This window comes from Massilia aurea (assembly GCF_024753205.1).
Lineage (GTDB): Bacteria > Pseudomonadota > Gammaproteobacteria > Burkholderiales > Burkholderiaceae_D > Telluria > Telluria aurea.
The window spans coordinates 290308-312070 of the sequence record NZ_JANUGZ010000004.1 but is presented as its reverse complement, the minus strand read 5'-3'; the positions used below and the strand labels follow the sequence as shown (position 1 = coordinate 312070).

The 21763-nt window shown below is 61.9% G+C and carries 17 protein-coding genes; 8 read left to right on the top strand and 9 right to left on the bottom strand.

The window, feature by feature from the left end:
- Positions 1-130: 130 nt before the first annotated feature.
- The 3 genes from NX775_RS16490 to NX775_RS16480 form a co-directional block, all read right to left on the bottom strand.
- On the bottom strand, positions 131-1225 hold the full coding sequence (locus NX775_RS16490; RefSeq protein ID WP_258836987.1) for a hypothetical protein: 1095 nt from the start codon (positions 1223-1225) through the stop codon (positions 131-133).
- Positions 1226-1312: 87 nt separating this feature from the next.
- Positions 1313-2851 carry a UbiA family prenyltransferase gene (locus tag NX775_RS16485; RefSeq protein ID WP_258836986.1) on the bottom strand — a complete coding sequence of 513 codons (1539 nt, stop codon included), beginning with the start codon at positions 2849-2851 and terminating at the stop codon, positions 1313-1315.
- Between the two features lie 104 nt (positions 2852-2955).
- Complete coding sequence (locus NX775_RS16480) at positions 2956-3297, bottom strand: DMT family transporter (protein WP_258837407.1); 342 nt, start codon at positions 3295-3297, stop codon at positions 2956-2958.
- Between the two features lie 114 nt (positions 3298-3411).
- On the opposite strand from NX775_RS16480, the gene NX775_RS16475 reads away from it, so the two are divergent.
- Positions 3412-4662 (top strand): aminotransferase class I/II-fold pyridoxal phosphate-dependent enzyme, encoded by a 1251-nt coding sequence (locus tag NX775_RS16475; protein WP_258836985.1) that lies wholly within the window; start codon positions 3412-3414, stop codon positions 4660-4662.
- Positions 4659-5681, top strand: a complete 1023-nt coding sequence (locus NX775_RS16470) for a GNAT family N-acetyltransferase (protein ID WP_258836984.1) — start codon at positions 4659-4661, stop codon at positions 5679-5681. Before NX775_RS16475 ends, NX775_RS16470 begins: the two co-directional genes overlap by 4 nt.
- 36 nt (positions 5682-5717) lie before the next feature.
- Here the strand turns inward: NX775_RS16470 and NX775_RS16465 are convergent, their stop codons facing one another.
- The 4 genes from NX775_RS16465 to NX775_RS16450 all read right to left on the bottom strand — a co-directional run bounded on the left by NX775_RS16465 (position 5718) and on the right by NX775_RS16450 (position 11227).
- The gene (locus tag NX775_RS16465) at positions 5718-6821 is read right to left on the bottom strand and encodes an acyltransferase family protein (RefSeq protein ID WP_258836983.1); all 1104 of its coding nucleotides are present in this window, start codon (positions 6819-6821) and stop codon (positions 5718-5720) included.
- 622 nt (positions 6822-7443) lie between these two features.
- The gene (locus NX775_RS16460; protein WP_258836982.1) at positions 7444-8448 is read right to left on the bottom strand and encodes a polysaccharide deacetylase family protein; all 1005 of its coding nucleotides are present in this window, start codon (positions 8446-8448) and stop codon (positions 7444-7446) included.
- Positions 8442-10184: an arsenate reductase/protein-tyrosine-phosphatase family protein gene (locus NX775_RS16455; protein WP_258836981.1), complete on the bottom strand. Its 1743-nt coding sequence runs from the start codon at positions 10182-10184 to the stop codon at positions 8442-8444. Before NX775_RS16455 ends, NX775_RS16460 begins: the two co-directional genes overlap by 7 nt.
- A complete protein-coding gene (locus tag NX775_RS16450; protein WP_258836980.1) occupies positions 10181-11227 on the bottom strand; it encodes a glycosyltransferase family 2 protein in 1047 nt (348 codons plus the stop codon). Before NX775_RS16450 ends, NX775_RS16455 begins: the two co-directional genes overlap by 4 nt.
- Before the next feature lie 705 nt (positions 11228-11932).
- Between NX775_RS16450 and NX775_RS16445 the strand changes: the two genes are divergently transcribed.
- The 6 genes from NX775_RS16445 to NX775_RS16420 all read left to right on the top strand — a co-directional run bounded on the left by NX775_RS16445 (position 11933) and on the right by NX775_RS16420 (position 18933).
- On the top strand, positions 11933-14266 hold the full coding sequence (locus tag NX775_RS16445; RefSeq protein WP_258836979.1) for a hypothetical protein: 2334 nt from the start codon (positions 11933-11935) through the stop codon (positions 14264-14266).
- Between the two features lie 282 nt (positions 14267-14548).
- Positions 14549-15472 carry a glycosyltransferase family protein gene (locus NX775_RS16440; RefSeq protein ID WP_258836978.1) on the top strand — a complete coding sequence of 308 codons (924 nt, stop codon included), beginning with the start codon at positions 14549-14551 and terminating at the stop codon, positions 15470-15472.
- A gap of 27 nt (positions 15473-15499) precedes the next feature.
- Positions 15500-16960: an oligosaccharide flippase family protein gene (locus tag NX775_RS16435; protein ID WP_258836977.1), complete on the top strand. Its 1461-nt coding sequence runs from the start codon at positions 15500-15502 to the stop codon at positions 16958-16960.
- Between the two features lie 35 nt (positions 16961-16995).
- The gene (locus NX775_RS16430; RefSeq protein ID WP_258837406.1) at positions 16996-17244 is read left to right on the top strand and encodes an acyl carrier protein; all 249 of its coding nucleotides are present in this window, start codon (positions 16996-16998) and stop codon (positions 17242-17244) included.
- Positions 17241-18104 carry a hydrolase 2, exosortase A system-associated gene (locus NX775_RS16425; protein ID WP_258836976.1) on the top strand — a complete coding sequence of 288 codons (864 nt, stop codon included), beginning with the start codon at positions 17241-17243 and terminating at the stop codon, positions 18102-18104. Before NX775_RS16430 ends, NX775_RS16425 begins: the two co-directional genes overlap by 4 nt.
- Complete coding sequence (locus NX775_RS16420) at positions 18094-18933, top strand: hydrolase 1, exosortase A system-associated (protein ID WP_258836975.1); 840 nt, start codon at positions 18094-18096, stop codon at positions 18931-18933. Before NX775_RS16425 ends, NX775_RS16420 begins: the two co-directional genes overlap by 11 nt.
- Positions 18934-18977: 44 nt before the next feature.
- On the opposite strand, the gene NX775_RS16415 is transcribed toward NX775_RS16420, so the two are convergent.
- Both NX775_RS16415 and prsR read right to left on the bottom strand, forming a co-directional pair.
- Positions 18978-20396 (bottom strand): right-handed parallel beta-helix repeat-containing protein, encoded by a 1419-nt coding sequence (locus NX775_RS16415; protein WP_258836974.1) that lies wholly within the window; start codon positions 20394-20396, stop codon positions 18978-18980.
- Positions 20393-21757, bottom strand: a complete 1365-nt coding sequence (gene prsR / locus NX775_RS16410) for a PEP-CTERM-box response regulator transcription factor (RefSeq protein WP_258836973.1) — start codon at positions 21755-21757, stop codon at positions 20393-20395. Before prsR ends, NX775_RS16415 begins: the two co-directional genes overlap by 4 nt.
- Positions 21758-21763: the final 6 nt, after the last annotated feature.

The window sequence follows — 21763 nt, the reverse complement described above, 5'->3', positions numbered from 1 at the left end:
GAGACATGGCGCCGCTGGCGGCCCCCGTCATCTTACCAGTTCGCGCCCATGCGTTGGAGAAACGCTGTCCTCGTGCACGGCGTGGCCGAAAGCCATCGCAGCCCGGCAAGGGCAAGTGCTGCTTCGAAGTCTATATGCTGGCAGGTTTGCATCCACGTGATCGCGGTACTGCAGAAGGCTCCCGCCCATCCACGAGATATGCGATCAGAATAATGAAACCCATGAACAGAATACTCAGGTTTCTCATTTCACCGGTCGCGCAGAACAGGATGAAGAGAGGGATATTCAGCACGGCTGCAAACTTGATGTGTGAACGCATCATGGGGGAGCATAAAGGCCATGCACGCAGGACGATGACGGCAATGACTGCCAGCGTGCCCAGAAACGCCCCGCTCGGTCCCACGAATCCATACGTTACTTCAAGCTGGCGGTAACTCGATAAATGGAAATACTTGATATTGTTAAATAATTGGAAGCTGGCAGTGCCTCCGCCCGCATCCAGGTAAGCCCATTTCAGCACAATATTGATCAATCCTGACGACAGGATGGCCGCGCCCAGAACCTGGAGTGCGGTCTTGGTCGAGGCGGTGGCACGCAGGATTGGATACAGCGTCACCAGGAAGAAGAAGAATGATTCCTTATTCAAGGTCGCCGGGATTGCAAGCAAGCATAACCAGACCCAGTGGCGGCGCAACGCCAGCAACAATGCAGCGCTCATGAAGAACAATTCCGGATAATCATACGGATAGCCGCCAACTGTCTGCACGAACGGAAATGCCAGTATGAATACGACAGGCACGAACAAGGCGGTCAGACTGCTGAAGTTCAGGTCTTTCAGGATGCGGCGTAATATCAGCAGGCAACCGATGCAAAACCCGAGGCATGCGTACATGATGACAATATAACGAAACGCATAACGCCCTTTGGCGGATGAAGGCGTGCGTACATAGGAACGATACGGGCCCAGTTTTTCAACGGCATAGGCCTTCACGCTCTGCGGGGTAATCCGTTCAGCAAAATCCGCGATTGCTGGCAGCAAACGGCGATAGGCAAAAGGCTTGATGGCGGTATCGTCAAGAACTTGTTCGATACCATAGGTCGGAATATTGTCACGCAAACCCCATTTGGCAATCGATCCGGACATGCTTGCCGTGGCGACTATCCAGTAGAGCGACAAAAGCAGCAACAGACTTGTCCAACGGGATTGGGAAATGGAATAAAACATAGGTGGGTCGTGATGGATTAAACGATCAGCCCGTGAACGTCGTGCTGACATTCCGGTGCTCCGATGACCACGGACCAGAAACAAGTGCTAGCCGAGTGGAACAAAATGTGCCATCACAATCATCACCAGAATAAAAAATATCGTATTGCGGCTGCCAGCATCACGAAGTGCGAAAACAATCGGGTCGTCGTGCATCTCACCCCGACTGGTCTTGATCCACATCCGTGCCTGCCAGTAGATCAGTCCCAGGGTGGCTGGCCACATGAGCTCGGGCGATTCATACCGTACATGCGTCTCCGGTGCTGAAATGAACAGGCCGAACACGACAACTGCCGCGATCGATGTGGCGCACCCGAGCGGCCATAGAACCGTCAGGTCACTGGTGCGATAATCGCGCCCAAGCGATGAACGCACGCCCCGCTGTTCCATCGACACCAGTTCCGAGCAACGTTTGATCAGCGCCAGACTGATGAAGAGAAACAGTGAAAACGCAATCAGCCATGAACTGGTCGACACATCGATCGCAACCGATCCAGCCAGGATACGCAATGTGTACAGTACCGACAGCATGATCACATCGACGAGTACATAGCTCTTCAGTGACCAGCTATAAGCACTGGTGAGCACGATGTACAAGGCCAGCATGCCGACGAATTCGCGTGAAATCAGGCTCGCGATGAAAAACCCGGTCAGTAGCAGTGCCGCAGCAGCGGCCAGACCATGGAGTATGCCAATACTCCCACAGGCAAATGGACGTTTGCATTTACGCGGATGTGCACGGTCGCTATCCAGATCCCACAAATCATTCACAAGATAAGTTGCCGAGGCCGTAAAACTGAAGGCCAGAAAAGCCAGCGCGATCACGCCGAAACGCCACGTCTCTGAAAAGGCAAATCCTGTCACGACCGGTACCAGCAACAACAGGTTTTTGATCCATTGATGAACGCGCAGTGCTTTCATCCATGTTTTCAGTCCGGCTGGCGCATTATGAAATTCTTTCTCGACCTGATGCCTGCCATGCACTTTCGAGCTTACGCTCGCAGATGCCCCGGCCAGGATTGCGCCCTTTGCTTTGGCCCAAATTGGAAGATCGGCACTGCTATCGCCCGCATAGACGAACCCGTCAGGATAAATCTGTTCGATCGCCGCAAGCTTGTCTGTGCCCTTGAGATTAACCTGCTCATTGGTCGCGATGACCGTGTCGAATAGTCCCAATCGTGCGGCAAAAGGCTCGGCGATACTGCCATGTGCCGCCGTGGCAAGCATCAACACGCGCCCTTTTTCTTTTTCTTCGCCCAGATAGTCGACCAATTCCTGGCGCAGAGGAAGCGTGCATATCGATAGTTGCACACGCGCGGCAACGCGCGATTTGAACACTGCACGCCCCTGAATCATCCAGAACGGCAACAATAACAGCGTCACAGGCTGTTGCTTTATCATGACGAGCACCGATTCAACGAGCGTATCGGTCAGTGTCAGTGTGCCATCCAGATCGACGACAATCGGCAAACCCGCCACCGATGTCTGAGGATTTACTTCGAGATCAGCGAACGAGGCAGGAGCTGCTTTGACGGTTGACATTGTAGACAATGAAATATTGTTGACAGAAGTATAAACTGACAACATGACTGTCGTACACTTTATCGACGCCTTTTCAAAAATCCAACACCTGCCAGCATCGCCGTGATTTTTCCTTTAATGACAATCTTGATGTCATTGCGACCGCAGGATTAACGCACCAGTGCAAATGCACCTGCTGCGATCAACAGCATGCCGACGATCTTGCCAAACGTGAGAGATTCGCCCAGCACTGCAATGCCAAGAATCGCTACCATCATCATGGCAATGCCGGTCATGACGGGATACGCAATGCTCATGTCGAGTTTTTGCAATGCAACTGAATAGCAGACGAAGCCCATGGCATACGTCGCGCCTGCACCGCCAAGAAAAGCAAGCCGAACCATATTCAGATCGGCGCCGTGGCCATTCGACATCTTGATCAGGAATGTCGCCAATGCACTGGCCAGCGCAGCCAGTGCGCACCACAGAAAGCCGGTCATGGCAGGCGTCATTTTTTTTCTTTCCAAAAGGGTGCGGCAGTGGCCGGTCAGGCAAAACAATACGAAAGCAATGCCTTGGGGAAAGCTGAGCCTTGGGCGCAGGGGGCAGCATGGTATATTTCGATAATGCCGAGTATACACACCAGCGTTGCCGTTCGCCGCCTGATCCCGTCCGTTCCCGTGCTGTCGCTCGCTGCATTTCGTGACGGTCCGCACAGCGGCCGCACGCTGCCATCGCTGCTGGACAGCGCCCAGACGCGCCTCGTCACCAGCGGGCGCATTGCCATCGGCCTGGCGCTGCGCGCGCTGGGCGTCGGCGCCGGTGACCTGGTGCTGGTGCCGGCTTATCACAGCCCGTCGATGATTCCGCCGGTGCACTGGTGCGGCGCAGACGTCGTGTTCTACCGGGTACTGTCCGACACCTGCGCCGACCTGGCCGACATCCAGGCCAGGCTGGCCGAACATGCGGGCACCAAGGCCATCAAAGCCATCATGGTGACCCATTTTTTCGGCATACCGCAGGATCTGGCGCCGCTGCGCGCGCTGTGCGACGCGCGCGGCATCGGTCTGCTCGAAGACTGCGCCCATTGTTTCTTCGGCGAGCGTGACGGCATTGCAGTCGGCAGCAGCGGCGATTATGCCATCGGCAGCAGCATGAAGTTCTTTCCGATCCACGAAGGCGGTTGCCTGGTATCGCGGCGGCACGCGCTGGACACGCACTTGCAGTCGGCCGGGATCGGTTTCGAGGCCAAGGCTGCGCTGGCCGCGCTCGAAACCAGTTTTTCCTATGGCCGCCTGCCTGCGCTGCGCATGATCCTGGCCCTGCCGCTGCGCGCCAGGACACTGCTCTGGAACGCGATGAAGGCGGCGCGCGCGCCGGCCGGCGCAACCGGCGCGGCTATCACACCCGGCCTGGCGCCCTCGTCATCGGACAGCAGTTACAGCTTCGATCCGCACTGGGTCGACAAGCGCTCATCGTGGTTTTCACGGCTGACGCTACGGCTGGCGTCCCATGCACGGATCGTGGCGCGGCGCCGCCGCCATTACCTGGCATTGCACGAGGCGCTGCATGATCTGCCGGGCTGCCGGCCGCTGTTTGCCACGTTGCCGGACGGTGCCTGTCCGTGGGTGTTCCCGCTCCTGGTCGACGAGGCCGATGCGGTGGCAGAACGGCTGGCGCACGCGGGCGTGCCGATGGTGCGCTTCGGCGCCACGCTGTGGCCGGGTGTGGATGCAAGCGTCTGCGCCACCAGCGTCGGGCTCGGGCAGCGGATGATCGCCCTGCCCTGCCATCAGGCCTTGCGCAGCACCGAACTGGCCTGGATGATCGCCACCGTACGCCAGGCGCTGCTGGCAAGCGCGAAGGTGGCGGCATGAGCTGGACCGTGGTGCCGGCCAGCCAGTTCGGCGCGCAGATGGCGCGCTGGAACACGCTGCACGCGACCGGCGCGGCCTCGCCGCTGCTGGCTGCCGATTTCGTCGCTGCGCTGTTGTCCAGCTTCGCCAATGGCCGCGAACTGCTGGCGTGGCATGACACGGATGGGATCACGGACGCAATGACGGTCTTGAGCCCGGGCGGCTTCGGCGTCTGGCACACCTTCCAGCCGTCCCAGGCGCCGGTGGGCCTGTGGCTCCAGCGCGATGACGGGGCGCCCGGTCCGCTGCTGCGGCCGTTGCTGGCCCGCCTGCCCGGACCGGCGCTGCTCGTCGGCCTGACCCAATGCGATCCGGCGCTCATGGCGCGCCCGGCGGATGCCGCATGCCTGCGCACCGCCGACTATATCCGCACCGCCCGTATCACGATGCGCGGCGCCGGCGGCTTCGACGCATTCTGGGAAGCACGTGGCAAGAATCTGCGCAGCAATCTGAAAAAGCAGCGCAACCGGCTGCGCCAGGAGGGCGTCACGGCGCGCCTGGACATTTGCCGCGCGCCCGAACAGATGGCGCAGGCCGTGGCCGATTACGGCCGGCTCGAAGGCAGTGGCTGGAAAGCGGCTGGCGGCACCGCCGTCGATGCCGCCAACGCGCAGGGTCAGTTTTACCGCGCGATGCTCGAAGCCTTCGCCGCGCGCGGCGCGGCCAGCGTCTATCGTTACTGGCTTGGCGATCAGCTGGCGGCAATGGACTTGTGCGTGGAAGGCGGCGACTGCATCGTGGTGCTCAAGACGGCCTACGACGAGCAGCTGGCCGGCCAGTTATCCCCGGCGCTGTTGATGCGCGAAGAAGCGTGCCGCCAGTTGTTCGACGACGAGCGCTTTGCGCGGATCGAGTTTTATGGCCGCGTCATGGAATGGCACCTGCGCTGGACTGACGAGGTGCGCACGATGTACCACCTGAACGGCTACCGGTTTCCAGGTCTGGCGCGGCTGCACGCCATGCGCAATCCGGCGCGGTAGCGCGCCCTCTGCCCCTCTGCCACCTCTGCTGCCGGCTCAGTCGGGACTGACCGGTGCCACCGGCACGACGACAGTGCCGATGGGTACACTGTCCGGGCCGAGCAGGCCCTGATCGACTGGCTGACGCCGGCCCATCCGGATCAACGGCAGTTCGAGGTACTGGTAAGAAAAGTGGGCCAGCAGGATGACCACGCCGAGCAAACCAAACACCACCAGCGGCGACTCGAAGCCGTGATCTGCAGTCGCAACCTGCTGCCACAGATAAATGGTGTATGAAATCTGTCCCAGATAAGCGAGCACGGGATTGCCGAACAGCTTGCGAATCGACAGCCGTGCCAGCGGCGTGCCAAATACGACTGCGCAAATGATCAAAGGTGCCACGAGCGGATAGACCACATTCATCCACAGCCAAGGCAGCGCGACAAGGTGTACGCCTATCAGCAGCGCAATGCCGGCGCACCAGAGCGCGACAGGCAGTTTCTTGACCATCGGTCCGAGAACATCTTCGTAAAGCGCATAGACGCAGCCCCACAGCATGAACGCGAAAATGGAAAAGTATAATGCCAGGTGAGGCTGCGCTGCCAGCTGCGCGGATAACACGAAGGCAATCAGCACGCCAATGACAGGCAGGATGGTGCGTCTTTTCCGGGCCATTCCCAGGCCAACGAACAGCATCGGGAAAATCATATAAAACTGCTCTTCGAATGCCAGGCTCCACGTATGTCCGGCATACCAGCCACAATTTCCCAACAAGCTGATATTGCAGAGAAATGCTGCGGATTGGGCAAACTGGGGGGCGCTCATGGTGATGCTGCCGGTCTGCGCCAGAACAGCAAGAAACAGCAGATACAGCATCAGTGGCGGTACGATACGCAGCACGCGGCGCAGATAGAAATAGCGCATGCTGACCGCCCCGTGAATGGCCACTTCTTTCACCATGCCCCTGCAAATGACATAGCCGCTGATGCAAAAGAAGATATGCACACCCAGCGTTCCCATAGGATGGACACGCCAGATCAGGCCAGGCAGCACCTTTTGATAAATCGGATGGCTATATTCGATAACGTGCGAAAGAATGACCAGAAAAATCGCAAAGAATCGCCATGCATCGATATATGGAAGACGATGAGTGTTTTTCATTATTCTGCAAGGAGGATGGAAGGGCGTGACAGCCAGAGCACGGACCAGATAGGCGACGACCAGCCCGACCGGACGCGGGGTCAGTCGTTCAGGCGCTGAAATACAAATAGAAATAAATCCTTAAAAACCAACTGGTAATTATATTGCTAATAAATTAATATTGGCAATAGTCATTATGAGTTGCTTTTTTATTAAAAATATGCCAGTCAATTCAATATGGATAATGCTGTCGCTAAAACAGCGCTTTGCGTCTGCCGGACAATTGCAGTCCCGAATCTCTGAGATGAAAACAGCCTGACGAAAAGATACAATTTTTCTTTTCGATAAAAGGAAACCCGCTCTCTGCTGGTCGGCAAAAAGGGCGCGGCAATCCTGTGCGAACCGGCCGCTAAAGCATTGAAATGTTAAATCGACAATACCTATTGCTGCTAGCAATACATGGCAGAAACGGGGGTGCAGGATCGGACTGCAGGTCTTGGCGTCACGGTCGTGACAAGATCAAAGTGTGGTGTAAATGCCGCACTCGGGGCGAGTGGGTGCTGGTGCAGGGCGCGCCAGTACAGTCTGGCGTTACCGGATCACGATCCGGCGCGGATGCGCCCGATCGCATGGTTGATACCGATCAGGACTGCAGGCGCGCAGCCAGTCCTGTGATGCTCATGAATTCGCCACCCAGCTCGTCGCGGAACCAGGTGCAGTAGTCGTGTACGGTCGCAATAAAGCGCTCCAGGTCGGCGTCGGTGCGCACATACGGGGTATGGCCGGGCACCATGGACGGGCTGTGATACGTCAGCGAAAACACTTCGCAGCCAGCGCCATGCAGCGCACTGGTCAAACGCCGCAGTTCGGCGCCATTGGCGGCTTCGGGGCTTAGACGGATGCGCTCGAGCGCACCGCTGCGTGACAGGATGCCGCCCATGTGCAGCTTGCGCGCCCAGCCTTGCTGCGCCAGCTCGTACAGCGCCGGGCCCTGCGCGCGCAGCCAGCCAGTATAACCGGCCGTGTTGGGGAGCTCGAGCAGCCTGCGACCGCCCGCTTCGAACGTGTACGGGTGTTCGTCGTAGGCGCGGAAATCCGGGCCGCCATCGTCGGTAAAGGCGGTGTAAGGCACCACGCTGGCGTCGATCTGGTAGCCCAGGGCGGCAATCGATTCAGCCGTGTGCGCGCCCAGGCCATAGCGCCCGGCCTTGAACGTCGTCGGCGCGCGGCCGAACGAGCGTGTAATGGCGTCGGTCAGCTGGCGCAGCTTGTCGTACTCGAGCTGCCGCGGCAAATTGCCGGCGTAGGAATGGAAGGTGGAGACTTCTTCGTCGTGCGGTGGCGAGACCCAGGGATGCAGGTGCGTTCCGATTTCACAGCGCCCCGCCTCCATCAGCCCGCGCAGCACGGCCACCGAGGCCGGCGTGGTCGCCACCGGCCAGTCGATCACATAGGTCGGCACGATGCCCAGGCGATCATAGACCCGCTCGTGCATCAATGGCTGGCCGGCGATCGAACTCGTGCCGACGCTGGCGCGGTCGAACGGTTTGGTCCAGTCGAATTCTTCCTCGGTGTCGATCACGACGACCAGGACAGGGCGGGCGCCGGCGCCCAGGCGTGCCGGCAGATGGCTGGTTTTTCTTAGCATTGACGGGTATCTCGTACTGGGTTGGCCGATGCCGGCGCCGGTGCCGTTTGCGCGAGCGCCACGAGGCACTCGTCGATGCGGCCATAGGTCGCATTGAATGTGCTGGCGTCCTTGCCTTCGGGGTCGAGGATCTGGCAGTCGCTGCCCGCCGCAGTACAGGCTTCACCAAGCAGAAAGACGCGGTCCTTGAGGTCGGGATAACGTGCCGCGATGCTGTCGAGGTTGATCTGGTCGAAGACGATCACCAGGTCGGCCTCTTCGAGCATGGCGCGGCTGGCGTGGCGTGAACGGTGCGCCGACATGTCGACGCCGCGCTGCGCCGCCGCCGCGATGGCCACGGTGGGCGAGCCACGCCGGTTACGGGGCAGCATGCCGGCCGAATCGAACTGCGCGCTGGCGCCGAACAGCTGGCCTGACTTGAGGTGGGCATAGCTGCTGCGATTGATGTTGCCCTGGCAGACGTACAACACGTTCAGCGGCCGGTTCGGGTTGGCGGCAAACAGGCTCGCCATGCGCGACGGGAGGGATTGACCCGACTGCACCGCGGCGCGCCGCCTGAAGCGGCCGCCGGCGAGTTCGCGCAGCTCCTGCCAGCCGGGACCTGCATCGTCGAGCACCAGCGTGTCCTGGTGTTCCCTGCCGATCAGCAGGCGATGGAAACTCCAGCCCCAGGCGAGGCAATGCATCACCAGGCGGACCGGGCGGCGCGCCAGGCGGGCCGCGCCCGCCCTGGCCTGCCACATGTCAAGGATCAAGTTGCGGCAATAGCGCCCGGCCGGGTAGTCCACCGGCGTGGTCGGTTCGCCCAGCGCCAGCAGGCGATACAGGCGATACGGGAAATCGACGCCGATCGATACCGGCAGCGGCAGCGAGCCCCAGGGACGTGCATTGACTTCGATCAGGATCCAGCCATCGGTGGCGGGATCGACCTTGAATTCGAACATCGCCAGGCCCGTGTAGCGGCTGGCGCGCACCATGCGTTCGACCGCCGCAAGGCGTTGCGGGTCGAGCGGCGCGCTCTTGCGGTAATAACTGCTGCCGTTCATTTCATGCGCCCGGTGGTGCTCGAACGCCTGCAGCACGGCGCCGTCATGGCACAACACCGAGACGCCCAGGCCGAAGCCGGGGAACATCTGTTCCAGCAGGATCGGACCGGCCCCATGGTCGTGGCGCGCCAGCCATGCGACCAGTTCGGCGCGTTCACCGATGATGCGGGTGCTGGTGCGCACATACAGCTCCGGCATCGCGTACGACATCGGTTCCTTGATCACGACCGGCAAGCCGAATTCGGCGGCAATGCCGTCGGCCGTGTCGTTGGCAGCGAGGAGGCGCCCCGGTGCGACCGGCACGTTCACCGACTGGGCCAGGTCGCGCGTGCGCACCTTGTCGAAGTAGATGTCGAGTGCCTCGGCCGATGGAATCGCCAGTGGGCAGAAGGCGCCCAGCGCGTCACGGTGCAGGCACAGCGGCAACAGCCCCCGCTCGTCGCACGGCACGACCAGTGAAAAGTCGTGCTCGCGCAGCAGCGCCAGGACGGCGTCCAGCCAGGCCTGGCCGCCATCGAGGTAGTACGGCAGGAAATGGGTCGCGTGGATATAGCGCGACGCCAGCGCCGGCGCCCGGAAGTCGAACGGCGCCACGTGCACTTCGAGTCCCTGGCGCCCGAGCGAACGCACGGTCGACAGGAAGCTGCGCGTGTCGTCGCCGATGACGAGGACCTTGTTTCTGGTGCTCATGCCTGGCCCTTGCGCAACAACTGACGGCAGCCAAGTGCTGCTGTATACAACGCCCATTTGAGGGACATGCGCGCGGCCAGTGCACGGCGGGCATATTGCCAGCCCAGCGCATGCTTGCCTTCGTCCGACCAGTAACGCGACAGCCGGCGCAGGATATCGCCCTCGTACGACAGGCACAGCGCGCGGATTGCCGTGCTGTCGACCTTCATGGCGATGTGCTGCGATACGAGCGCCGAGAGCAGCCAGCGTTCGGCCTGGGAAAAGCGGCGCGACAGATTGTTCTGGCGCGCCGGATCGGGCACGTTGTGCTGCGCGATCACGTCGGGATTGAAGAACACGGCGCGCGCGGCGTCGGCTGCGCGCCAGAAGAAATCGCGGTCTTCTTCATACGACGTGCGGGTCCAGAAGCCGCCGATCGCCTGCGCGGTCGTGCGGCGCAGGGCCAGGATGTTCAGTTGGGCAAAGCCACCGGCACGCACCAGTTCATCGAGTGCGATCCGGTAGCCGTTCGCATGGGTGCGCGGGCGGCCGGCAACCATCCCGACCAGAGCCGGCAGCCAGTCGCTGCGCTCGGTGGCGCCAAGGTGCGAGACGGCGCTCTGGTTGGCGATGTACAGGTCGACTTCTGGCTGGCTGTCGAACACGTCGACCATCGCGGCCAGGTGGGTGTCGCCCGTCCAGAAATCGTCGTCGTCGCAGAAGGTGATGATGTCGCCCGTCGCCGCATCGATGCCGGCATTGCGCGCCACCGACGGGCCATGGCCCGGCCCGCCGGGTATGCCCAATTCAATCACACGGAAGCGGCTATCGAGGCGCTCGAGGCTGTCGCTGCATGCCTGACGGCTCGCGGCGTCGGAGCCGTCATCGACCACGATGACTTCGAAATCGCCAAAGGTCTGGGAGCGGATGCGCAGGAGCATCCGTTCGAGCAAGGCGTGCCGGTTGCGCGTTGGGACGATGACCGAGACACGGCAGCCCGAATGGGGATCGCGGCGCGCCAGAAGGCTGCTTTCGGTGGGACGGGCAGTATCGCGGGATGACAATTCTTCGCCTTCGGTGCGTTAGAGTGCGGCAGGCCAGCGCCGCGGAAAGAATCTTGCCATCCTAACACACCCGCAACCTGGCACACACGAATCGCATGGTGCGGACCGGCGCCAAAGTGGACGTTTGCGATCGCCAGATCGTCCCACGCGCACGCCGCGTATCGGAGATGATGGACAAGAAAATCCGTTGCAGATTCCTATTCCGGCAATATCAATCAAACCATTACAGTTTCCAAAAATTAACTACTTATGTAATTCATGCAATTTAGCATTTGATGTACCGGAGCGCTGGCCATCAATAAAAAAGCGCATGAATGATTCACCAAAATTTACTGTTTTGAAATATTTTTGATTAAAGCATCTGTGCTGGAACACGATGATGCATGCCTGTTTGATTACCCGATAAAACGCAGTCTCACCAGTGCTGCCCAATGGGGCCGCTGCCAACCCGACCTGGAATGGAAACGACCGATGAATCTTTGCACATATTTTAATTCGTATAGCTGTTCATCAATTAAAGCCAATAACCGCTTGACACATCGTTATTTAATGTTGGCAATATGCGCGTTAACTGTTGTTTTCGTGTGGAAACAAATGGAGGTTGGGGAGAATCAGAAGACACAAATGATGGATCAGGGTAAAGTTCAGTTCTTCGAAGAAATTCTTTCCTTGGCGAATCAGTTGCCCAACTACATGAATTCTCATATGAACACTCTGACTACATTATCTGCGAGCGCTGAAACGAATTTCGCGCTGCACCCAGCTGAAGTGCTCGTGCGCAGCACCAGCACCCGACTCATTACTGCCATGTGCACCGTCATGCTGACCGCCTGCGGCGGCGGTGGCGGCGATGCCACCAGCGACACGACGTCCCTGGCAAGGACGGTGACTGCGTTCACCCCGAAGACTGCCGTACCGGCCACCGGCACGCCAGTCTCGTCAACCCCGTCAGGCGACCAGGCAGCCGGCTTGACGCCGATCGTTGCCGGCGATCCGATTACCGATTTCAGCCTCCAGAACACCGGCACGGCCCAGAAGCAAGTGCCATTCACATTCGGCCAGGTCATCATGGCAGGCAAGATGAACGTCAAGGACGGCCTGGCAGCCAAGTTGCCAGACGGCACTCTGCTGCGCCTGCAAACGGACATCAAGGCCACGCATGCAGACGGCTCGGTACGCCACGTTGTCGTGTCTGGCATATTGCCGGAGCTGGCTGCCGGCCAGACGCAGACCCTGCAGCTGGTCAAGTCGTCAACGTCGCTCAAAAGCAGCGAGACCGTGCAGAGCCTGGCCAAATCGGGCCTGACCAGCAAGGTGACCATCACCCTCAATGGCGAGAAATACACTGCCTCGCTGGCTGACGCGCTGGTTGCCGACACCGCGCCACGCAACTGGTTGTCGGGCAATGTCGTCAACGAGTGGCACCTGAACGCGCCACTGAAAAACGCGGCTGGCGTGACGCAATCGCTGTTGACGGCGCGCTTCGACGTGCGCTGGTATTCAGCGCTGGGCAAACAGGCGCGGGTCGATGTCGTGGTCGAAAACACCAAGACGTTCGTTCCTGGCGGCAAATTGACCTATGACGTCGATGTCGAAGTTGGCGGCCGCTCGGTGTACGCCAAGTCGGCACTGACCCATTATCACCATGCGCGCTGGCACCAGGCCGGCTGGTGGGACACCGCACGCGTGCCGGTCATGGACGTGAAACTCAATGGCGCATACATGATGGCCACCAAGGCCGTCTCGAACTACGATAGCCGGGTGGTGCCAACGAACAATGAACTGAACAATATTGCCGGGCGCATCACGGCCGAGAATACCGGCCCCATGACCATCGGACCGATCGTGGCGTACATGCCGACCGCCGGTGGCCGGGGCGACATTGGCCCACTGCCGACCTGGTCAGTGATGTATCTGCTGTCGATGGACAAGCGGGCGCGCAATGCGATGATGGCCGCCGCCGATGGTTCGGGCAGCTGGTCGATTCACTACCGCGACGAAAAGACCGGCTATCCGGTGCGGACCGATAACGAGGCCAACAAGCACATCACGACGCACTGGAATCTGCGTGAATATGGTCCTTTGCCAGTGCCGCGCTATGTCAACAACAACGGCGCCCTCGGCGATACCCCGTTCGAAGCCGATACGGCGCACCAGCCATCGCTGGCCTACCTGCCTTACCTCGTCACTGGCGACTATTACTATCTGGAAGAACTTCAGTTCTGGGCATCGTCCAATCCGCTCGGCACGGCTTCCAATAACCACGGTGAAGGCAAGGGCCTCGTGCGCTGGCAACAATTGCGCGGCCAGGCCTGGTCGCTGCGCACGCTCGGTCACAGTGCTTACATCACGCCGGACAACGATCCTCTGAAGGCGTACTTCACCAAGCAGCTCGAGAATAACCTGGACTTCTACCATGCGACCTATGTCGTGGGAAATCCGAACAAGCTGGGCGTGTATGACGGCTCGGGTGAAAATGCCTTCCAGGTCGATGCCTCGGCGCCGTGGCAGGACGATTTCCTGACCTGGAGCTTCGGTTACCTGTCCGAACTGGGTTTTGCCAAAGCGACCCCGATCCTGCAGTGGAAAGCGAAATACTCGGTTGGCCGCATGACCGCGCCAGGCTACTGCTGGATCCAGGGCGCCGCCTACGGCCTCAAGTTCCGCGATTCGCCGACCACCCCGATCTACGACAGCTTCGAAAAATTGTACAAGGCCAACTATGACGGCACTGACTACTACAACGACGATGGCCGCAAATTCACCCATCCGAAGGGCCTGAAATACATCGACCAGGCGTGCAACAGCCAGGCCCAGGTCGACTACCTGACGCTGGCCCATGGTTTCCAGTGGCAGGTGGGTCGCATGACCGGCTATTCCGACTCGTCGATCGGGTATCCGTCGAATATGCAGCCGGCCCTGGCAGTCGCCGTGGCCGCGGGCACTCCGAATGCCACCCAGGCATGGGCGCTGCTGGCTGGCCGTAGTGCACCGCCGTATTATCCGGATGCACCGCAGTGGGCCATCGTCCCACGCTAAGCTAACCCCTGGCACGTCTTCTGGCCGGGCGTTCGGATACACCGAACGCCCGGCCAGTGCGCTTGTGGGTGCGCAATGATCGGCCGGTCCTTGTCTGCCGCCACTGCCTTTGCTGCCGTTACCTTTCGATCACAACAATCTCGCCGGGTACCGCGTGCAATGAGCGTTGCAGCTTATAATGTCATGCGTATTAGCAAGAAATACACTGGTTAGTGTGTTTCTGTCAACATCAGGAAACAGGCGTTCAGCCTGAAGCTATCGTCAAATCAGGAGTTTGTGTACATGTCGTTGATGAACAGAGTCATCCAGCGAGTCAAGCGCGATTATTTCAAGGGCCGCCACCAGAAGGTGGCCCTGAAGATCATGCAAACCAAGCCTGCGTCACGGGGCGATCTGCCCTTCATGCTGCTGTCGATGGTGCAAGCGCGCGACGTCCACGTCTATCTGGTTGCCGTCAAATCGTTCATCCACTTCCTGAACCCGCAGCGCATCGTGGTGGTCTGCGATCCATCGATTACCGAAGCCGATCGCGCTGTGCTCAAGCAGCACGTGCCGCATATCGAGCTGCGCCGCGCCGATGAATTCACCCACCCGGACATCCCGCGTGGCGGTACCTGGGAGCGCCTGTTCGCGATCTCGGAATACGTGCGCGACAATTACGTGATCCAGCTCGATGCCGACACGCTGACGGTCCAGCCCATTCCCGAAGTGCTCGAGGCCATCCGCGCCGGCAACGGTTTCGTGCTGGGCGAAATGCCGGACACGCCAGTGCGCTCGCTGCAGGCAACGCGCGAAAACGCTTTGCCTTGGATCAAGCCGGGCGCCCACATCCAGGGGATTGTTGAAACCGAAATGGTGATGGTCGGCTTGCCGGACAACGCCCGCTATATCCGCGGCTGCTCCGGGTTCTCCGGTTTTCCGCGCTCGGACACGATGCGCGAGACGATGCTCGACTTTTCGCGCCGGCTGGGCGGCAAGTTTGGCGAGCGCTGGCGCGAGTGGGGCACCGAACAGATCACGTCCAACTACGTCGCGTCGAACATGCCGGGCACGCGCGCATTGCCGTTCCCGAAATACGCCACCCCCGACATGGCGACCGCCGACACGGCATTCTTCCACTTCATCGGTTCGATGCGTTTCCTCAATAACAAGTATGAAGTGACGTCCCGTCAAGCCATTGGCCTGATCCGCGGCGTCGCCGCATAGTCCGATCGTCACCTGGTAACACGCTGTATGGTAAATCTGCGCCGCTCGCTGGTCATCAACTTTTTCTCCTCGTCCGGCGCAGCGCTCCTGCAATTCATTGTCAGCGTGCTGCTGGCGCGCATGCTCAGCCCCAGCGAGATCGGCGTCTACTCGATGACGGTCGTGTTCGTGAACCTGGCCCACGTGTTCCGGGACTTCGGCGTATCGACCTATCTGCAGCGTGAGTCGGTACTTACACCAGACAAGATTCGCTCGGCCACCGGCGTCGTGTTTACGACCTCGTGGCTGATCGCCACCGTCATGTTCCTGGCCAGCGGCTGGATCGGGCGCTGGTTCAACGAGCCCGAGATCGTGCCGGTCATGCAGGTGCTGGCCATCGGCTTCCTGTTCATCCCGTTCGGCACGGTCACCAATGCGTTGCTGACCCGCGAATTTGCCGCCGAAAAGCAGGCCATCGTGATGGCCGTGGGCACGTCCAGTTTCTGCATCAGCTGCCTGGTGCTGGCCAAGCTGGGCTTTGGCAGCATGAGCCTGGCCTGGGCGAACCTGATCAATATCCTGGCCTGCGCCATCGCGTATATTCCGCTGCGGCCGAAAAACATGCCATGGACCCCGTCGTTCCGGCACTGGCGCGGCGTGGCCCACTTCGGCCTGGGCTCGCTCCTGACCAGCTGCACCGTGGCGATCAACAATGCCATTCCGGATATCCTGCTGGGCAAGCTGGGTTCGGCGCGCCTGGTCGGCCTGCTCAGCCGCGCAAATTCGACGGTGACCATTTTTACCTATGTCGCCGGTTCGACCGTCAATTACGGCGCCGTGTCATACCTGGCCCAGACCTACCACCGTGGCGAATCCCTGATCCCCACCATGAGCCGGGCGACGGCGCTGCTGACCGGCGTCGGCTGGCCGGCGCTGGCGCTGACCGCCCTGCTGGGCCATGAAATCGTGCTGGCGCTGTACGGCGCGACCTGGCTGGCCAGCGTGCCGGCGATCCTGCCACTGACGATTGCCGCCGCAGTGGGCATGACCTTCAATTACATCCACCCGGCCATCGTCGCGATCGGCCGCCCGTACCTGAGTGCGATCCCGGTCCTGGTCACCCTGGCCACCCGCATCGGTTTTGGCGTGGCCCTGTTCGACGGCGGCCTGACGGGCTTTGCCTGGGCGCTGTGCTGGGCCTCGCTCGCCGCCACGCCGATCGTCATCATGCAACAGCAGCGCTATTTCCACTGGGGCCTGATCCCGTTATTGCGCGCCATGGTGCCAAGCGCCTGGGTGGCGGCCGGCACGGCAGCAGCAGGTGCGCTGCTCAACCTGGCCGTCCCCGCCGACTGGCCGGCGCTGGTGCGCCTTCTGGTGATGCTCACGCCACTGGCCCTGTTCTGGTACCTGATGTTGCGCGTTACCCGCCACGAATTGCTGGACGAAGTGCACCGCATGGGCGCCACGGTCAAGATGAGACTGGGTCGGCTGCTACCGACTGTATAATTCGATCAAGGTTCCTCCAGACGAGAATGACGATTATGTACTTCGAAGAAGTAAAGACCATCCTGATTGATGTGCTGGCCCTGGGTGAGTCGGGTCAGCACCTGAGCGAAGATTCGCCCCTGCTGGGCAGCCTGCCGGAGCTCGATTCGATGGCCGTGGTCAGCCTGATCGGCGCCCTCGAAGAACGTTTCGGCATCGCCATCGACGACGACGACATCAGCGCCAGCACCTTCGCCACCCTCGGCACGCTCGCTGCGTTTGTCGCGCAGAAGCAGGCCGAATGACAGCCAGCCAGGTTACGCCTCACGCCGAGCCGTTCTTCCTGAAGACCGGTACAGGCCAGCGCTTTTGCCTGTTTCATCCGCCGCACGGTCCAAGCCGTGGTGCGGTGCTGTACGTACCGCCCTTTGCCGAAGAAATGAACCGTTCGCGCCGGATCGTGGCGCTGCAGGCGCGTGACATGGCGGCTCTCGGCTATGGCGTGCTGCAACTCGACCTGTACGGCTGCGGCGACAGCAGCGGCGATTTCGGCGACGCCCGCTGGGACATCTGGAAAGACGACCTGGCTGCTGGCGCGCGGTGGCTCGAGGCGCGCCTCGGCCAGCCGCTGCTGCTGTGGGGCCTGCGCCTGGGCGCCCTGCTCGCGCTGGACTATGCGCGTACTGCGCAGCACCCGGTCAAGGCACTTATTTTGTGGCAGCCGGTGCTGAGCGGCTCGGCCTATCTGACCCAGTTCCTGCGCCTGCGCACGGTTGGCGCGCTGCTGGCCGAAGGCGCCTCAGGGCACACCGGCACAGCGGCCCTGCGCGCCTCGCTGCAGGCGGGCCAGACGCTCGAGATCAGCGGCTATGACCTGGCGCCCGAACTGGCCGCCGCCATCGACGCGCTGGCAGCGCTCGAAAAGTTCACGCCGGCCTGCCCGGTGCACTGGTTCGAAGCGCTGGGTATGACCGGCCAGGGCGCCTCGCCCGGCGTGTCCCCCGGCACGGCGCGCGCGAGCGCTGCCTGGCTCGAGCGCCAGGTCGACCTGACATTGCACCAGGTGCACTGCCCGCCCTTCTGGACCACCCCTGAAATCACGATCTCGCCGGCCTGGCTGGCAGCCACCTCGACGGCGTTGCAGGAACTCGGTCATGGACATTGAAGAACGGGTTGTGACCTTCGACTGCCAGGGCGACAGCCTGTATGGCGTGATGCACCTGCCTGAGACGCCGGGCACGCGCGCCGTGCTGGTGGTGGTGGGCGGGCCGCAATACCGCGCCGGCAGCCACCGCCAGTTCACGCTGCTCGCGCGCAGCCTGGCCATGAACGGCATCGCCGCCATGCGCTTCGATTACCGCGGCATGGGCGACAGCGAAGGCGCCGAGCGCGCATTCGGCGACGTCCAGGACGATATCGCAGCAGCCATCGATGCCTTCATGGCCGCCGCGCCCGGGGTGCGTGAAATCGTCTTGTGGGGTCTGTGCGACGGCGCATCGGCCGCCATGATGTACGCACCGCTGGACGCGCGCGTGAGCGGCGTGGTGCTGCTCAATCCCTGGATCCGCACGCCCGACAGCATTGCACGCACCACGCTGCGTCACTATTACCGCGATCGCCTGGTCGACCGCGCCTTCTGGGCACGGGTGCTGCGCGGCAGCTTCAATTACCAGCGCTCGCTGGCCTCGATGTTCCAGCTGGTGCGCACTGCGTTCGGCACCGGAACGGCGCCGCGCACCACGCTGGCCCTGCCCGACCGGATGCACGCCGGCCTGCACGCCTTTACTGGCCGGGTGCTGGTGATCATCAGTGGCGCCGACCTGACCGGTCGCGAATTCTGCGACCTGGCCGAGGCCACGCCGAAATGGCGCCAGCTCCTGCAATCCTCGCGCGTCACCCAGTACCGGATCGACCGGGCCGACCACACGTTCTCACGCCGCGTCTGGCGCGATCAGGTCGCGCACTGGACCGGCGCCTGGCTGGGCAGCTGGTAACACAGCTGGTAACACAGTCTGATAACACAGCTGATAAACCCCGCTCAGCGGCCCTGGCGCGCCAGGCAGCCGCTGAAGTCGTCGAACGCGCCATAGACGGCGCTCCGGCCACGCTTCGCACCGCACAGATCGATGCCGCCGACCGCGCTTGAGGCGCGTTCGGGCGCCCCGCTGCGCCAACCCAGATCGCCGCTGCCAGGCGCCGCGAACAGGCTGCGCACCGGATGGTAGCCGGCAAACATCTGCCACAGCGCCGTGCTGCGGTTGTCTTCCAGATGCAGCAAGCCGCTGTCGCGGCTGCGGATGGGGCCATCGACCAGATTGCCGTCCAGGCGCGCGCTGCTGGTTGCATAACGCACGTCGATTCCGCCCGTATCGAGCAAGGTATTGTCCACGACGTTGCTGCGCGCCGCGCTGTTGAGATAAATACCGACGTCCGAACAGCCCATCACGAGATTGGCGCGCAAGGTGCCTTGTTCCTGTTCGGTGATGCAGCGCCCGTCGCGGCACACGGCTGCACCGGTGCCGCCGCCGCCCAGCGACAGGCCCACCCGCTGGCCCGGCCCGCGCAGGGTGCGCTCGCACCACACCAGGTTGCGCTCGAAGAGGTTGCCGCTGCCAGCGCCCTTGGCGAACGCCCCGTAGCTGACCATGTCGCCCTCGCCCTTGAAAAAATCGCTGATCAGGTTGGCGCGCATGGTCCAGCCGCTGGCGGCGACAAGATCGATCGGCGTGACCGGGTTGGACGTCTGGCGCACGTGCGTTGCCGTCAGCGTGTTCTGTTCGATCAGGCCGTCGTCGGGAAAGCGCCCCTGTTGGCCATTGATCTTGAAATGGGCATTGAAGTCCGTGATCGTGTTATTGCGCGCGACGAAACCGCTGGCCGCGCCCACCACGTGAAACGCATGCTCGCAATAGCGGTCCTCGGCGCACACGCCGCGGATGGCCAGGTTTTCGAAACGCCAGTGCGGCGCCTGGACACGAAAGCCCTCGACCAGGTCGAACTCGAGCTGGGCGCTGCCCGGCTTCAAGGCGCGCACGACGATCGGGGCGCCGGCACGGCCCGGGCGATTGACATCCAGCGGCGCGCCGCCGAACCGGTACACGCCCGGCAGCAGCGTGATCGTATCGCCCGGGTTGGCCTGCGCCAGCGCCGCGCGCAGCGCATCCGGCGTGGCCACCGCGATGGCGCCAGGAGCATCGACGCCGACGGCGGCCGGTTGCGCGCCCAGGGTCACGGCAAGCGCAGCCGGCAGTGCCGGTTCGCCCCGATCGAGCCGCAGCAGCAGCGCCGCGCTGGCCTGCCCCGCCTTGACGATGGCCGGGTTATGACCGCTGGTGCGCTTTTCGATGTACGGGGCCAGCGCACGCGGCGTGACGCCCACCCGTTCGACCACCCAGGCTGCGCCGATGGCGCCCACCGCCAGCAGCGCGAGGGCGCCGGCCACCGCCTTGCGCATCATGTGCTGCTCTTGATGCCGTGGCGGTTCATCAGGTCATACATCGTCGGGCGGCTGATGCCCAGCATTTCCGAGGCCTTGACGATATTGCCGTCCGCGCGCGCCAGCGCTTTCACGATGGCGCCCTGCTCCGCCTCGTCGCGCACCTGGCGCAGGTTCAGCGGTTCCTCGACCGGCGTGTCGCCTTCAGGCAGGCCCAGGTCGTCGGCCACGATGGTCGGGCCATCGGCCATGATCACGGCGCGCTTGACGCAGTTTTCCATCTCGCGCACATTGCCCGGCCACGCATAGCCTTCGATCGCGGCGATCGCGTCCTGCGAGAAGTGCAGCGTCGGGCGCGATTCCTGCGCGCAGAACTTGTTCTTGAAGTGATGCGCCAGCAGGGCCGCATCGCCCTGGCGGTTGCGCAGCGGCGGAATCGTCACGACGATCTCGGACAGGCGGTAATACAAGTCTTCGCGGAAGCGCCCGGTGCTGCACAATTCCTTGAGCTTCTGGTGCGTGGCGCAGACGATGCGCACGTCGACGGCGATTTCTTCATGCCCGCCGATGCGCTCGATCACGCGCTCCTGCAAGAAGCGCAGCAGCTTGGCCTGCAGCGCCATCGGCAGGTCACCCACTTCATCAAGGAAGAACGTGCCGCCGTGGGCCAGTTCGACCTTGCCCTTGGTCTGCTTGGCCGCGCCGGTAAAGGCGCCTTTTTCGTAGCCGAACAATTCGCTCTCGAGCAGGTTCTCGGGAATCGCGGCGCAGTTGATGGCCACGAAGCGCTCCTTGGCGCGGGGCGAGATCGCGTGCACCGCGCGTGCCAGCACTTCCTTGCCGGTGCCCGATTCGCCCAGCAGCATCACCGAGGCCGAGGTCGGAGCGACCTTCTCGATACTGCGGCACAGCTTGAGCATGCCGGGGTCGCGGCTGATCACGCCAGCCATCGGCGAGTCGGCCTGGCTGGAGGACATGCGGCGGTTTTCTTCCTGCAGATTGTGCAAAAAGAACGCGCGCTGGATGACCAGGTTGAGCACCTCGGGCTCGGGCGGCTTCTGGTGGAAATCGTAGGCGCCCAACGCGATCGCCTTGACCGCATTGGCGCGGTCCTGGTTACCGGTGAGGACGATCACGCGCGTTTCCGGCGCCAGCGCCAGGATCTGCTGCAGCGTGGCCAGGCCTTCGGTCGAACCGTCCGGGTCGGGCGGCAGGCCCAGGTCCATCGTGACCACGGCCGGCTCATGGCGGCGGATCTGCGCCAGCGCGCTTTCGCGGTCGTCGGCGACCACCACGTCATACGCGTCGAAACTCCAGCGCAGCTGCTTTTGCAGGCCCGGGTCGTCTTCGATGATCAGCAGTTTTGGTTTGTTTTGGCTCACGGTTGT